The 11981-nt window shown below is 73.1% G+C and carries 15 protein-coding genes; 6 read left to right on the forward strand and 9 right to left on the reverse strand.

Annotated elements, in window-relative coordinates:
- Positions 1 to 232 precede the first annotated feature (232 nt).
- The 5 genes from rlmN to ACH0A8_RS16265 form a co-directional block, all read right to left on the reverse strand.
- Positions 233 to 1477 (reverse strand): 23S rRNA (adenine(2503)-C(2))-methyltransferase RlmN, encoded by a 1245-nt coding sequence (rlmN, locus tag ACH0A8_RS16245; RefSeq protein WP_406907568.1) that lies wholly within the window; start codon positions 1475 to 1477, stop codon positions 233 to 235.
- Positions 1478 to 1518: 41 nt separating this feature from the next.
- Entirely contained in the window at positions 1519 to 2469 is a 951-nt protein-coding gene (locus ACH0A8_RS16250) for a C40 family peptidase (protein ID WP_406907569.1), read from the reverse strand.
- A gap of 182 nt (positions 2470 to 2651) precedes the next feature.
- On the reverse strand, positions 2652 to 3524 hold the full coding sequence (locus ACH0A8_RS16255) for an alpha/beta fold hydrolase (protein ID WP_066653436.1): 873 nt from the start codon (positions 3522 to 3524) through the stop codon (positions 2652 to 2654).
- Positions 3525 to 3634: 110 nt separating this feature from the next.
- Positions 3635 to 4684 (reverse strand): AraC family transcriptional regulator, encoded by a 1050-nt coding sequence (locus ACH0A8_RS16260; RefSeq protein ID WP_406907570.1) that lies wholly within the window; start codon positions 4682 to 4684, stop codon positions 3635 to 3637.
- The gene (locus ACH0A8_RS16265) at positions 4681 to 4848 is read right to left on the reverse strand and encodes a hypothetical protein (protein ID WP_158407739.1); all 168 of its coding nucleotides are present in this window, start codon (positions 4846 to 4848) and stop codon (positions 4681 to 4683) included. Before ACH0A8_RS16265 ends, ACH0A8_RS16260 begins: the two co-directional genes overlap by 4 nt.
- Before the next feature lie 385 nt (positions 4849 to 5233).
- On the opposite strand from ACH0A8_RS16265, the gene ACH0A8_RS16270 reads away from it, so the two are divergent.
- From ACH0A8_RS16270 to ACH0A8_RS16280, 3 genes are read left to right on the forward strand one after another with little or no spacing between them, the layout of a single operon-like run.
- Positions 5234 to 5959 (forward strand): class I SAM-dependent methyltransferase, encoded by a 726-nt coding sequence (locus ACH0A8_RS16270; protein WP_406907571.1) that lies wholly within the window; start codon positions 5234 to 5236, stop codon positions 5957 to 5959.
- A 10-nt stretch (positions 5960 to 5969) separates the two neighbouring features.
- Positions 5970 to 6791 carry a PmoA family protein gene (locus ACH0A8_RS16275; protein WP_209685984.1) on the forward strand — a complete coding sequence of 274 codons (822 nt, stop codon included), beginning with the start codon at positions 5970 to 5972 and terminating at the stop codon, positions 6789 to 6791.
- A 34-nt stretch (positions 6792 to 6825) separates the two neighbouring features.
- Positions 6826 to 7080 carry a hypothetical protein gene (locus tag ACH0A8_RS16280; RefSeq protein ID WP_066653429.1) on the forward strand — a complete coding sequence of 85 codons (255 nt, stop codon included), beginning with the start codon at positions 6826 to 6828 and terminating at the stop codon, positions 7078 to 7080.
- Positions 7081 to 7086: 6 nt separating this feature from the next.
- Here ACH0A8_RS16280 and ACH0A8_RS16285 read toward each other — a convergent pair whose 3' ends face one another.
- Positions 7087 to 8514, reverse strand: a complete 1428-nt coding sequence (locus ACH0A8_RS16285; protein WP_271827110.1) for a GAF domain-containing serine/threonine-protein kinase — start codon at positions 8512 to 8514, stop codon at positions 7087 to 7089.
- Between the two features lie 121 nt (positions 8515 to 8635).
- Between ACH0A8_RS16285 and ACH0A8_RS16290 the strand changes: the two genes are divergently transcribed.
- From ACH0A8_RS16290 to ACH0A8_RS16300, 3 genes are read left to right on the forward strand one after another with little or no spacing between them, the layout of a single operon-like run.
- Positions 8636 to 9154: a tetratricopeptide repeat protein gene (locus ACH0A8_RS16290; protein ID WP_406907572.1), complete on the forward strand. Its 519-nt coding sequence runs from the start codon at positions 8636 to 8638 to the stop codon at positions 9152 to 9154.
- Positions 9155 to 9213: 59 nt separating this feature from the next.
- Entirely contained in the window at positions 9214 to 9900 is a 687-nt protein-coding gene (locus tag ACH0A8_RS16295; protein ID WP_406907573.1) for a hypothetical protein, read from the forward strand.
- Between the two features lie 19 nt (positions 9901 to 9919).
- Positions 9920 to 10126, forward strand: a complete 207-nt coding sequence (locus ACH0A8_RS16300; protein ID WP_066653422.1) for a hypothetical protein — start codon at positions 9920 to 9922, stop codon at positions 10124 to 10126.
- Between the two features lie 60 nt (positions 10127 to 10186).
- Here ACH0A8_RS16300 and ACH0A8_RS16305 read toward each other — a convergent pair whose 3' ends face one another.
- From ACH0A8_RS16305 to ACH0A8_RS16315, 3 genes are all read right to left on the reverse strand, one after another.
- A complete protein-coding gene (locus ACH0A8_RS16305) occupies positions 10187 to 10375 on the reverse strand; it encodes a hypothetical protein (protein WP_066653419.1) in 189 nt (62 codons plus the stop codon).
- Positions 10376 to 10411: 36 nt separating this feature from the next.
- Positions 10412 to 11206, reverse strand: coding sequence for an aquaporin Z (aqpZ, locus tag ACH0A8_RS16310; protein WP_081984767.1), 795 nt, complete (start codon positions 11204 to 11206; stop codon positions 10412 to 10414).
- A 155-nt stretch (positions 11207 to 11361) separates the two neighbouring features.
- Entirely contained in the window at positions 11362 to 11925 is a 564-nt protein-coding gene (locus ACH0A8_RS16315; protein WP_400430450.1) for a hypothetical protein, read from the reverse strand.
- Between the last annotated feature and the right edge of the window lie 56 nt (positions 11926 to 11981).

The following is an 11981-nucleotide window of genomic DNA, read 5'->3' on the forward strand; positions in this document are numbered from 1 at the left end:
GCCTCAGCGGCAACGAGTGATTACTCTACGCACGGCCCGACCACACCACCAACACCACCCACATCCCGGGCGTGTCGTCCCCCGACTTCCCCGAGGACTCGCTGGAGGAGGGGTACCGAGCCGCGGTCGGACGGGTGCCGGTCGACCGTCGCACGCGTGCCGACGCGACCCGGGAACGACGGGAGGCACGGTGCGGACCCGCACCGTGCCTCCCGTCCGACCGATCGTCGGCTCAGACGTCCGTCTCGTCCGCCGCGGCCAACTGGCCGCACGCGCCGTCGATCTCCTTGCCGCGGGTGTCGCGCAGGGTCGTCGGGACGCCCGCGGCGTTCAGCCGGCGGACGAACTCGTCCTGCACGTGGGGCTCCGACGAGGTCCAGACCGAACCGGGCGTCGGGTTGAGCGGGATCGGGTTGACATGCACCCAGCCCTTGCCACGCGCGTTGAGCTTCTCGGCGAGCAGGTCGGCGCGCCAGGCGTGGTCGTTCATGTCCTTGATGAGGGCGTACTCGATCGAGACCCGTCGACCGGTCTTCGCGTAGTACTCGTACGCGGCGTCGATCGCCTCGTCGGCCTTCCACCGCGAGTTCACCGGGATGAGCTCGTCGCGGAGCTCGTCGTCCGGCGCGTGCAGCGACAGGGCGAAGGTGAGCGGGATGTCCTCGTCCGCGAGCTTCTTGATCGCCGGCACCAGGCCGACGGTGGAGACGGTGATGCCGCGCGCGCTCATCCCGAGACCGTGCGGCTGCGGGGCGATCATCGTGCGCACCGCCTCGATGACCCGCTTGTAGTTGGCGAGCGGCTCGCCCATCCCCATGAAGACGATGTTCGTGACCCGCTCGGCGTCGACGCGGTCCTGCCCGCCCTTGCGCGGGTCACCCCCGAGCTCGCCGGCGGCGATCGCGGCGTTCGCGCGGACGATCTGCTCGATGATCTCGGCGGTCGACATGTTGCGGGTCAACCCCGCCTGGCCGGTGGCGCAGAACGGGCAGTTCATGCCGCAGCCCGCCTGCGACGAGACGCAGAGCGTGATGCGACCGGGGTAGCGCATCAGCACCGACTCGACCAGGGCGCCGTCGTGCAGCTTCCAGAGGAACTTGATCGTGTCGCCCTTGTCCGTCGCCAGACGCCGGGTCTCCGTGAGGAGCGGCGGCAGCATCCCGGCCACGAGTTCCTCGCGCTGGGCTGCCGGCAGGTCGGTCATCGTCGCCGGGTCGGACGACCAGTGCGTGAAGTAGTGCGTCGACAGCTGCTTGGCGCGGAAGCCGGGCAGGCCGAGTTCCTTGACCTTCGCGATGCGCTCCTCGACGGTCATGTCGGCGAGGTGCACCGGCGGCTTGCCGCGCTTCGGCGACGCGAACTGCAGGAGGGGTCGCCCCTCGGAGTCCTGCGCCTGGGTCCACCCCTCGGTGCGCGGGCGCACCTGCGGACGCGTGGAGCGCTGCTCCTCGAACGGGGTGCGGGTCTCGGTGGCCATCACTCCAGTTTACGGGAGGTGCGCAACTCCCCGTCGACGCGTCACTCCCCCGCGGGCAGCAGACGCGCGAAGTGGTGGGCGTTCGGGTACAGCGGCACGATGTCGACCGGGTCGCCGGGGTGCGGCGCCTGCAGCACGATGCCGTCGCCGAGGTAGATGCCGACGTGGTCCTCGTTGTCGAACACCACGAGGTCGCCCGGCAGGGCCTCGGACTGCGGGATCGTCGTGGCGACCGCGTCCTGCGATGGCACGTAGTGGACGAGCGGGATGCCGACGGCCGCGTACGCCACCATCGTCAGTCCCGAGCAGTCGATGCCGGAGTGGCTCGCGCCGCCCTCGACGTACGGGTCCCCCATGAACTGCAGCGCCGTCGAGACGATCGTGGCGCGCTTGCCGCCCGCCGACAGCACCTTCGAGATGGCCGCCTCGGCCTGCTGCGTGGTGACGCCGTACTTCGTGACGATCGTCGGGTAGGACACGATCGTCGTGGTGGTCGTCATGCCGTCCGTCTGCACGACGGGGACCTCGACGTCGCGGGCGACGGTGAAGGACTGCGCGTCGTCCGCAGCCGTGGTGGTGGACGACGAGCTGCTCGTCGTGGTCGCCGGGGCCGCGTCCGCAGGGACCGCGAGCGTCAGCGTCGACGTCACGGCGAGCGCCGGTGCGAGCAGGATCGCCGCACGCTTGGCGTTCGCGGCGCGGCGGACGTGCCGCGGGTCGGCAGCCCGCTCGGCGCGGAGTGCTGCGGAGCGTGAGAGCACCGCGGCGCCGGCGACGGCGGTCGACGCGACCGGGCGCGGTGCGGCGAGCGCGACCGTGCGCGCGGGCTTCGCGGGCTGCACGAAGGAGGAACGGGCGACCGCGGGGCCGAGGGCGGCGCGACGGCCGCGGGGACGCCGCAGCTCCGCGGGTCCCGACGATCCGGGTGCGGTCGGCTCGGGTGCTGCCGACCGTGCGCCGTCGTGGGCTGCGGGCAGTGCGTGTCGTCCCATGGTTCCTTCCGCGATCGGGCGACGGATGGTCGACCGGCTCAGGGAGATAACGTATTGGTCACGAAGCTGTGACCGCCAGGGCTGGAGCGTCCGGTTCCTGCGGTTCGTCTCAGCCTGCCGGGTCGAGCGCAGCCCTCCCCGAGCGAGCGGAGCCGGTACGCAGCGGTCAGGCGCGGCAGCGATCAGGCGCGCTCGAGGTGGCTCCGGACGCGCTCCTGCACGCGGGCCGCGTCGTGGTGGTCCCAGAGCCCGAAGTGGGTGCCGCCGGGCAGCGTGAGGAGCTCGGCCCCGGGCACGGTCGCAGCGGCCCGGGCACTGTGCTCCATCGGGACCTCGGTGTCCGCGTCGCCGTGCACCAGGAGCGTCGGTGCCCGGACGGCCCCGAGCTCAAGGTCGTCCACCGCTCCGAGCACCCGCACGTCGTTGTCCCACCCCGGACGGTTGCGCCCGCCCGCGTTGCCGCTCGAGGACAGGTCGAGCAGGACCCGGCGCCGGGGCCGGTCGTGCAGGACGTCCGCGACGTGTGCGGTGAGTGCCCGCCCGCGCAGGGAGCTGACGCCGGCCTCGGCGGTGCGGACGACGACGGACGGCAGCAGTCGCGCGGCGGACGCGGCGAGCGCCGCACCGACCCGGGTGTACGCGACGACCCACTCGGCGAAGGACGGCTTCGGCGGGACCCACCGCGCGGACAGCCCGGCGACGACGACGAGCGTCCGGATCCGGTCCGGGTGGCGGACCGCGAACCGGTAGGCAGCCGGGCCGCCGCCGGACCACGCCAGCACGGCGACACGGTCGATGCCGAGCCCGTCGAGGAGCGCCGCGTACCGGTCGGCCTCGTCGTCGAGCGAGGGGTGGTCCGGCTCGAGGGTCGTCCCCGCGTAGCCCGGTCGTGCGAGGGTCACGACGCGGAAGCGGTCGGAGGGCAGGAAGCGGGCCATCGCCTCGGCGGAGGAGATCCCGCCGGGGGTGCCGTGCAGGACGAGGACCGGGGCGCCGGTGCCGCGCACGGCGACCGCGATCCCGCCGGTCCCGGTGCTCGGTGACGTCCGCTGCATCCCTGCACGCTACCCAGCGCAGCATGGGGCGGACCGGGGCTGCGCGGTGGACGCGCCGGGTGCCTCCCGACCGACCTGCGGATCCGGACAGGCGAGGGAGACGGGCGGGCTCAGCCCGGCTGGGACCCCCGCGTGCGACCGGGGGTCCCGGCGACCGCGATCATCCGTCGCTGCCCTCGCAGCGTCTCCCCCGGGTGCTCCCCGTAGCGCGCGGAGTACGCGCCGGAGAAACGCCCCATGTGCCGGAAGCCGCAGGAGGACGCCACGGCTCCCACCGAGGTCTCCCGTGCGTCGGCGAGCTGCAGCGCAATCCGGGCCTTGTCGAGCCGGAGGTCCCGGAGGAACGCGGTCGGCGTCGATGCCTCGTGCCGTTGGAAGGTCTCCTGCAGCGTCCGGACGCTGGACTCGGCGCCGGCGGCGATCTCCGCGGTGCTGAGCGGGCGGGCGAAGTGCGCGTACATGTACGCCTTCGCCCGCTCGAGCGTGGCGACGGAGCCGTCGGGGACACCGCCGTCGGGGTCGGGGCGGAACGCCTCGAGGACGGCCTCGGCGAGTCGCAGGTCCAGCACCGCCCGCTCTCCGTCGACCACGTCGACGTCGAGCATCGCACCGGCGAGCTCGCGGAGCGTGCGCTGCAACGGCGCGAGGCGGGCGGACGGCACGGCGGCCGGGAACGCCAGCGGCACGGGGACGGCCGCACCGCCGACGACCGCGACGGCCTCGAGGAAGTCCGCGTCGAAGTGCACCAGGTGCACGGTGCCGGGCGGCGCCGCCACCGAGAAGGGACGACCCGCCGGGCACATCACCGGGACGCCCGGGCGGAGCGTGACGCCGTCCTCGCGGTCCGGGTCGAGCACGACACCGCCCTCGACCGACCACGCGAGCAGGTACTGCCGACCGGGGTCGAGCACACCGCCGTGGTGCGCCGAGACCGACGAGGTCCGCAGGCTCACCCGCCCGTCCTCGGTGGCACGGTACCGGTAGCTGAAGGGGGCGTCCCCGTCGGGACGGCACCACAGGTCGTGGGCGTCGTACACGTCCTCGTGGAGTATGCGGGCCCCGCCGGGTTCCGTGCCGCTGTGCACGACCTGTCGGACCGAGGTCCGGCGCTGCTCGGTCGACCGGTCCTCCGCGGGCGGGTCGACGGTCGCGGTGATCACGTGCGGTCGCCGCGGCTGGGTCCGCGGACCCGCCCCAGGTCCGCGAGCGACGGCGCCGGGGTGCCCTCGGGCACCGCCCAACCCCGTCGCGCGGCGCGGCGGAGGTGCCGGTAGGTGATGACGCGGACCGGTTCGACCCGCTCGTCCGTCTGGTACGTCGACATGTCGTGCTCCCTGCATCACGACCGCCTGGCGTCCTGCGCCGTCCGGAGTCCGGCCGGCAGGGTCGCGGGGTGGCGTGGTGTCCACCCTGGCGGCCCCCGCATGGCGTGGCCGCCGGACGATCTCGTCGTGCCGGCGACGGTACGCGCCGCTGGACGGCACCGCGGACACCGGACACCCAGGCCGCGCACTCCGGACGGAACGTCGTCGGCCGTCCGTCCGGTGTGCGACGGACGGGAGGCGCGTGGCGGGCGGCCGTGTGCCTCCCGTCCGGCGGCCACTCGCGACAGGCTGCCGTCGCCGGTCCGGGCCTGATCGCGGCGGGCCGCCGTTGCCGGTCCGGCAAGGATCCTTGCGGTGCGCTCCGGTGCGCGGTCGACTGGGTGGATGCGCACGCACGACGATCCCTCCGCCCCCGCCGACGCACACACCCCGGCCCGCCCCGACGGCACTCCGGGTGGGGGCGGCACGGCGCGCGACTGGTGGGAGGCCCGGTACGCCGAACGGGACGGGATCTGGTCGGGCCGGGTGAACGCGGTGCTCGCCGACGTGGTCGCCGGACTGCCGTCGGGTGGCGGCCGGGCACTCGACCTCGGGTGCGGTGAGGGCGGCGACGTCGTCTGGCTCGCGGAGCAGGGCTGGACGGTGACCGGTGTCGACCTGTCGCAGACCGCCGTCGACCGCGCCGACCGTGCGGCGCGGTCGGCCGGGGTGGCCGGACGGACCCGGTTCGTCGCCGCCGACCTGGCGACCTGGAGCCCGGCTCCCGACGAGCGGTTCGACCTGGTCACGGCGTCCTTCCTGCAGTCGTGGCCGGTCGGCATCCCCCGCGACGCGATCCTGCACCGGGCGACCACGGCGGTCGCTCCCGGCGGGCACCTGCTCGTCACCGCCCACGCCGCTCCGCCGCACCGCGACGTGCCCGAGGAGATGCGGTCCTACCGCTTCCCGACGCCCGAGCAGGACCTGGCGGCGCTGCGGCTCGACGACGGGTGGGACGTCCTGGTCGCCGAGGGCCGACCGCGATCGGCGACCGGACCGGACGGCGAGCGACACGAGACGGGGGACAGCGTGGTGCTCGTGCGGCGGCGACCCGCGGAGGTCGGCGCGTAGCGTCGGCGACGTGGGGACGGACAGCACGGAGGGCACGGGCGTGACGCACGGCGTCGTGGTACCGCTCGACGTCGCCGGGGTCCGGGTGGGCGAGCTGCACGACGGCGCGGACGTCCCGCCGGCCTGGGTGCCGCGGCCCTTCCTCCACCCGGTGCGGACGCTCGGCGGCGTGGTGCTCACCGACCGTCACCCCGAGGACCACCCCTGGCACTGCGGCCTCGGCGTCGCGTTCCCGGACCTCGACGGCGTCAACTGCTGGGGTGGACCGACGTACGTGGACGGTCCCGGCTACCGGTGGCAGGACGACCACGGCACCGCGACCGTCGGCCCCTCCGAGACGGACGGCGCCCGGGTGCGGCTCGGCACCGAATGGCGCGACCCGGCCGGCGCGCTGCTGCTCCACGAGGACCGCACGCTCGGCTGGCGTGCGACGCCGGACGGCTGGCAGCTCGAGTGGACGTCCACGCTCCGCGCGCCCGGTGCCCGACCTGTCGCGCTCGGCAGTCCGGCCAGCCACGGTCGCGCCGGTGCCGGCTACGGCGGCTGGTTCCTGCGGTTCGCCGCCTGCACGGACGTCGTGGTCCGCACCCCCGACGGCGCGGGCGAGCACCGCGTGCACGGTTCCGTCGCACCGTGGGTGGCCTGGACCGGTTCCTTCGCCGACGGACGGGCGCACGTGCTCGTCGAGGCGCTGGACCACCGCGATCCGTGGTTCGTCCGGGTCGCGGAGTACCCCGCGGTCGGTTCGGCGCTCGCCTGGCGCTCCCCCGTCGTCGTCCAGCCGGACGAGCCGCTCGTGCGGTCCTTCCGCGTGACGGCCTCCGACGGCTGACGATCCGTCTGCGCCGTCCGCGTAGCCTCGCGGTGTGTTCCTGATCTTCGGCACCCGCGGCTCCGACACCCTGCTCACCGTGGTCCGCTTCGTCTGCGGGGTGTGCGGCGTCCTGGCGGCGCAGCGGGTGGTGCGCCGCACGACGAAGCTCAGCCTGTTCTTCGTCCCGCTCGTCCCGCTGTCGCGCTCGCACCGCAACGAGTGCACCAACTGCGGTGCGGTGACCCGGATCACGGCCGAGCAGGCGGACCGGGCGATGACCTGGTCGGACGGCCGACCCGGCGCCTGACGCGGGTCAGCGCGCGCCGTCGAGCGGCAGTGCGTCGCTCGTCGTGCGCAGGGACTCCTGGCGGAGCTCCAGCTGCGTGGTGGCCAGCGCGGCGAGGTCGCGCAGGTTCGCCAGGTCGCCCTCGGACGCCTCACGCGGACGGACGTCGAGCACGGCGAGGGTCCCCACCGCGGTGCCGTCGTGCCGCAGCAGGGGCACGCTCACGTAGAACCGGATGCCGAGCGGCCCGGTGACGAGCGGACTCTGCCGCATCTCCGGGTGCACGGACCCGTCCGGGATCACCACGGGGACGGGTACCGGCGCGAAGCCGCTGCGGAAGCTGATGCTGCGCGCTGCCTCGTCGACCCCCTCGGCGATCCACGACTGCGACCACTCACGGTCCTCGTCGAGCACGTCGACCAGGGCGATCGGAGCGTCGAAGAGCCGTGCGGCCATCGCCACGGTGCGCTGCAGCGACTCCTCGGGCAGCGAGTCGAGCGTGGCAGGGCGGGCGTCCGCCGGGGCGGCTGGGGTCGGCTCGGCGGGGCCTGCGTCGGCGGTCGCGGTCGCAGCGGGGGCGGCATCGGACCGGGCACCGGTGGCCGCGGGGTCGGCTGCAGCACTCTCGGTGATGACGACGTCGCGCAGCATCGTGACGAGCTGCGCACCGAGGGGCCGCTCCGTCGGGTCCTGCGCCGTCATCGCGCGGAGCAGGTGCTTCCAGTGCTCCGGCAGCGGCTCCGGCACGACCGGGTCGCGCGACAGCCGGGCGATGGCGGACTCGACGAGCGACCCCGGGAACTCGCGGCGTCGCGTGAAGCACTGGAGCAGCACGAGACCGAGCGAGTACACGTCGCTCGCGGGACCGACGTCCGCACCCCGGGCCTGCTCCGGGCTGAGGTAGGCAGCCGTGCCCGTCGTGACACCGTCAGCGGTGAGCCGTTCGACCCCCGCGGCCAGGGCGATCCCGAAGTCGGTCAGCCGTGCCCGGGCCCGGTCGGAGCCGGTGCCGTAGTCCACGAGCAGGATGTTGGACGGCTTGATGTCGCGGTGCACGACGCCGTGCGGGTGGATGTACTCGAGCGCCTCGGCCATGTCGTAGCCGATCTCGGCGATGTGCTTCGCGGAGAGCGGTCCGACCTCGAGCCGCGCCTCCAGGTCCTGTCCGACGACGAGCGACATGACGAGGAAGCGTCGCGGACCACTGCCGACGACGTCGACCACACCCGCGTCGAGCAACCCGACCAGCCCGTGGTGCTCGAGCGCAGCGAGGACGCCGAGCTCTGCCTCCTGCCGTGCCAGGTCGACGGACCCCGGGTGGAAGAGCTTCACGGCGACGGGACGGTGCAGCACCTCGTCGGTGGCGCGGTACACGACGGACATGCCGCCACGTCCGATCTCCTGCTCGAGTCGGTAGCGCCCGTCGAGGAGCGGCGCGGCGTCGTCGTGTCCCATGGGTTCCTCGTCGTCCTGTCGGTGGGCAACGATGCATCTTCGCATCCCGGTGCCCCGGATGCGCGCAGGGGCACGTCCACCGGATGGTCGCGCGTCGCAGCGGTGCCGCTAGCGTGACCGTGTGAGCGAAACCACGACCCCGCAGCCACGACCCTCCGACCCCGACTGGGAAGCACGCGTCGCGGCGCTGTGGGCGGACGACACCGTGGACGACGCTGCCCGGATCGACCGGATGCGCGAGCTCGCGGCGGTCGCACCCCATCCCGCGCTCGGCTCGTTCGAGCTCGGTGGCGCACACGACTCCGGCGGGCAGGAGGCCGCCGCGCACGAGCAGTACGCCGCGGCGACCGAGGCGGGGCTCGGCACCGTCGACCCCGACCGTGCCGCGCGGCTGGTCGTGCAGCACGCGTCGACCCTCCGGAACCTCGGCCGGATCGACGATGCGATCGCGATGCTCCGCGACGCCCCAGCGCACCCCGCGACCGGAGCGGCCCCTCGCGTCTTCCTCGCGCTCGCGCTGCACAGCGCGGGGCAGGTGGACGAGGCGCTCCGGGTGGCGATCGAGGCCGTCGAGCCGACACTCCCCCGCTACAACCGATCGGTGCGCGCCTACGCGGCCGCGCTCACGGGCGCGGACTGATCCGCCCTCGCCCAGCAAGCTGACTAGTTGCACGCTGGTCAATTGATATTCACAATTTGATGTTGGACATCGACCGGCTCAGGATGGACAGTGGTCGGACCGCAGACGGCGGTACGAACGGGGAAGTCATGGCCAGATCGATCATCACCACTTGTGCACGATGGAAGCGCCTCGGCGTCGCGACGCTCATGGTCGCGCTCGTCGCCTCGGTCGCGTCGGTGTCACCGGCCCACGCTGCACCATCCGACCCTTCGGCTGCTTCCCTCGGGGCCGCCTTGTCGAGTGCGATCGGCAGCGACGGCGTCTTCGATGGAGATCGTGCGCGCGCAATCGGCGTGTCCACCGAGGCAGTCGATGCGTTCGCGACCGGACGGTCGCTGGTCGGTCTCGCCAGTCGGCACGCTGCGGTCGACCGCCAGCTCGTTGACGAGGTGGAACGGTCGACCGCCGTCGTGCGCGCCTGCGCCGGGAAGAATCGGTGGGACCACACCGGGATCCAGCTGAACGTCTACCTCAACTCTTGCAACACCACGAGACTGCTCGGCGTGCTCGGAGCTTCTGCGGGAGTCGCGACCGCCATCGGGATCATCACCGCCGCGACCGGTCTCGGAGGAGCTGCGGCAGGCATCATCGCTGCCGGTCTCGCAGTCGCCGGCGGCGTGCTGACCGCATGCTCGTCTCGCGGGCGAGGCACCGTCATCCACAACATCCCGCCGGGATCCGTGGTCTGGTGCAACAACCAATGACCAACGGCAGGAGAAGACCGTGTCCGGAGATCGCCTGAGGACCAGCTTGCTGTGCATCGCTGCACTCCTCTCGGGTGCAGGAACGACGCTGGCGCTCGTCGGCGCGTTCGTGAGCCCTGCGGATCAACCGACCGCGACGTGGCTCACCGTCACGGCCCTGCCGTTGGTGCTGCTCGGAGTGGCCGCGCTGCTCGCCGCAGTGTTGCTCGGCCGTCGGCCCAGGTGAAGCAACGGACGGGAGGCGCGGTGCCAGCTGGCACCGCGCCTCCCGTCCGTGGTCACCCCGTCAGTGCGAGGCGGCCTTCTCGATCTTCTTGCGGAGCTTCGCGCGCTGCTTCCGCGCGTGCGGGTCGTTCCAGGCCTTGCGGATGGTCTCGGCCGTGCTCGTCTTCTTCACGACGGGCCGGTTCGACCGGGACCCGATCCAGATGCCGACCAGGGCGATGAGCCCGATGACGATGATGCGGTTGCGCATGCTGTTCTCCTTCTCTCGGTGGGTGACCTCGTGGGGTCAGCCGGTGATGCGGCGGCGACCGCCGACGCGGACGATCAGGCCGGCGACGACCGCACCGAGGACCGGCGCGACGATGAAGACCCAGAGCTGGGCGAGCGGCGTGGCCCCACCGTAGACCGCGGCAGCGACGGATCGTGCGGGGTTCACGGAGGTGTTGCTCACCGGGATGCTCACCAGGTGGATGAGGGTCAGGGTGAGGCCGATGCCGATCGGGGCGAGGGCCTGGTACTCCTGCTTGGCGGTGATCGAGAGGATCACCGCGAGGAAGACCCCGGTGAGGACCGCCTCGGTCAGGAAGACGGCGCCGAGGCCGTACCCGCCCGGGCTGGCACTGCCGAAGCCGTTCGAGGCGAAGCCCGCGTCGTGCGCGGCCCGGAAGGCGCCGGCCTTCCCGGAGAGCACGATCGCGATGATGCTGGTCGCGGCGAGGCCGCCGAGGACCTGCGACACGATGTAGCCGGCCACGTGCCGCAGGTCCGTGCGCCCGGCGGCGAGGAGGCCGAGGGTGACGGCCGGGTTGAAGTGGCCGCCGGAGATGTGCCCGACGGCGGCGATGCCGGCGACGAGCGTCAGACCGAAGGCCAGTGCGACGCCGAGGAAGCCGACGCCGGACTGGTTGTCGGTGTCGCTCGGGAAGTTCGCGGCGAAGAGTGCCGTACCGACGCCGCCGAGCACGAGCAGGAAGGTGCCGAAGAACTCGGACAGGTAGCGGGCCAGCGGGCTCCACTCGGCAGCGTCCTCGCGACGCTGTTCCGAGGTCGATGCGCTGACGGCTCCGTGGTTGCGTGCCATGTGGGGTCTCCTCCTGGGTCTGCGGACGGGAGGCTCGGGTCGCCTCCCGGGTTCGGCTGCGGCTGTGTGGACGGCCGGTTCCGGGCACGGAACGGCCGGGGGACGTCGGGCGTCCCCCGGCCTGTGGGTGGTGCTGCGTGGTGCTGGTGGTGCTGTTACTGGACGCGGGTGGTGCGTGCCAGTGCGGTGCGGGTGCCGCCGGTGAGGTGGACCAGGACCGGGATCTGTCGGCCGAGGGTCTGGTCGAGGGTGGTCAGGGCGTGGTCGACGGCGTCGAGGACGGTGACCGCGTCGCCGCCGCGGCGGACGTGGACCCGGATGCGTGCGGCGCGGGTCTTCTTGACCAGGTACGTGTCGACCTTCGCGGCGACGATGTCGTGGACGCCGGTGAGTTCGTGGTCGATGACGTCTCGCACGAGGGCGACGTTCACGGTGACCTGGTCCTCGCCGGAGCGTTCCCGGACCGCGACGCTGGTGCCGCCGCCACCGCGAGTGAACACCACGATCACGGCGAGGACGATGACCACCGCGCAGACCGCGGCGATGATCCACAGTGCCTGGTCGGGCACGGTGACCTGTTGCGGCAGCGTCAGGTACGGCTGGAGGGCGTCGCGGACGGGTTGCAGGACCCCGGCGCCGATGGTGACACCGACGATGATGGCGATCAGGCCGATCAGGAGCAGCAGGACCCGGTTGACGCCGCGGTTGGTGGTGGTCATGCCAGGGTTCCCTTCTGTTCCACGGTGACCTGCACCGACGAGCCGTGCTTGCCGCC

This window comes from Curtobacterium sp. 179-B 9B NHS (genome assembly GCF_045370965.1).
In the GTDB taxonomy this organism is placed as follows: Bacteria; Actinomycetota; Actinomycetes; order Actinomycetales; family Microbacteriaceae; genus Curtobacterium.